This window comes from Actinosynnema sp. NPDC023658, from assembly GCF_040639995.1.
Classification (GTDB): domain Bacteria; phylum Actinomycetota; class Actinomycetes; order Mycobacteriales; family Pseudonocardiaceae; genus Actinosynnema.
Map to the genome: position 1 here is coordinate 1 of NZ_JBFAAX010001015.1, position 1,930 is coordinate 1,930.

1 protein-coding gene and 1 pseudogene are annotated in these 1,930 nt (G+C 74.2%); both read left to right on the forward strand.

Annotated elements, in window-relative coordinates; all coding sequences use genetic code 11:
- A partial coding sequence (locus tag AB0G02_RS37520; protein WP_360804462.1) for a dipeptide/oligopeptide/nickel ABC transporter permease/ATP-binding protein occupies positions 1-1,618 on the forward strand: 1,618 nt, incomplete at its 5' end.
- Positions 1,615-1,812 (forward strand): annotated as a pseudogene (locus AB0G02_RS37525) (ATP-binding cassette domain-containing protein); the annotation flags it as partial. The gene AB0G02_RS37520 and the pseudogene AB0G02_RS37525, both read left to right, overlap by 4 nt.
- Between the last annotated feature and the right edge of the window lie 118 nt (positions 1,813-1,930).

A 1,930-nucleotide genomic window follows, 5' to 3' on the forward strand; every position in this document is an offset into this window, starting at 1 on the left:
GGCGGAGCTGGCCAAGGCGTTCGGCGGGCCCGGACCCGGTCACCCGCTCGGGTTCGACTCGGCGGGCCGCGACGTGTGGTCCCGCCTGCTCCACGGCGGCGGCAACAGCCTCGGCGGCGCGCTCATCGCGCTCGTCGTCGCCCTGGCGCTGGGCGTTCCCGGCGGTCTGGTGGCGGGCTACCACGGCCGGTGGTTCGACTCCCTGGCGAACTGGGTGAGCAACTTCGTGATGGCCCTCCCGGCCATGATCGTGCTGCTCGCGTCCCGGGCGATCCTCGGGCCCACCGTGCCGGTCCTCATGGTCGTGCTCGGCGTCCTGGTGGCGCCGAGCTTCTTCCGGCTCGTGCGCGGCATCGTGGCCAACGTCCGCCGCGAGCTCTACGTCGACGCCGCACGCGTGTCCGGGCTGCGGGACCGCCGGATCATCGCCCGGCACGTCCTGGTCGTGGTCCGCGCGCCGATCATCATCCAGGTCGCCCTCGTCGCGGGCATCGCCATCGGCCTCCAGGCGGGGTTGGAGTTCCTGGGCATCGGCAGCGGCGACGCCCCGACCTGGGGCGCGATGCTCAACGAGGCGTTCCAGAACATCCAGCGCGAACCCCTGCTGATGCTGTGGCCGGGGTTGGCGCTCGGCCTCACCAGCGCCGCGCTGGTGCTGCTGGCCAGCGCGCTGCGCGACGTCCTGGAGGACCGGGGCGTCACGCCCCCGAGCCCGCGGGCGGCCCGGCGCGTCCGGGTCGCCGCGCCCACCACGTCGGGCACCGCCGGCGAACGGGCGTCGCTGCTGTCCGTGCGCGACCTCGCCGTCGCCTACGGCCGGGGCGCGCACACCGTCGAGGTGGTGCACGGCGTGGACCTCGACGTCGCGGAGGGCGAGGTCGTCGGCCTGGTCGGCCAGTCCGGTTCCGGCAAGTCGCAGACGGCGTTCTCGGTCCTGGACATCCTGCCCGAGGGCGGTCGCGTCACGCGGGGCAGCATCCTGGTCGACGGGACCGAGGTGGTCGGCCTCCCGGAGAAGCGGTACCGCGCGCTGCGGGGCGACGTCATCGCCTACGTGCCGCAGGAGCCGATGAGCAACCTCGATCCGGCGTTCACCGTCGGCAGCCAGCTCGTCGAACCGATCCGGCTGCGCCTCGGCCTGTCCCGCCGGGCCGCGACCGAGCGGGCGCTGGACCTGCTGCGGCAGGTGGAGATCACCGACCCGCGGCGCGTCTTCGACGCCCACCCGCACGAGATCTCCGGCGGCATGGCGCAACGCGTGCTGATCGCCGGTGCGATGAGCTGCGACCCGAAGCTGCTCATCGCGGACGAGCCGACCACGGCGCTGGACGTGACCGTGCAGGCCGAGGTGCTCGACCTCCTGCGCCGCCTCCAGGCCGAGCGGGGCCTGGGCGTCCTGCTGGTCACGCACAACCTGGGCGTCGTCGCCGACCTCTGCGACCGCGTCGCCGTGATGCAGGCCGGTCGGATCGTCGAGACCGGGACCACCGGACAGGTGCTCGGGCACCCCCGCGACCCCTACACCCGCACGCTCGTCGACGCCGTGCTCGACGACGTCCCCGCGCGCCCGGCCTGGGTCGCGCCCCGATCCGACGATGCCACGGAGGTACCGGCATGAGCGGCACCACGTCGTCCGGCGCGGCGCCCACCCCGATCCTCGACGTCCGCGACCTGCGCGTGTCGTTCCCCGGCAAGGGGTGGCGGGCGCCGCGCGTGGACGTCCTGCACGGCGTCTCGCTCGACGTCCGGCCCGGTGAGACGGTGGGCCTGGTCGGTGAGTCCGGCTCCGGCAAGACGACCATCGGTCGGGCCGTCCTCGGTCTCGTGCCGGTGCGCGGCGGGTCGGTGGACCGTGGTGGCGTAGCTGTAGTTCGCGTTGAGCGGCAGGTCGCGCTGGTCGATGCGGTCCAGGCCCCACGACGGCGGGTTC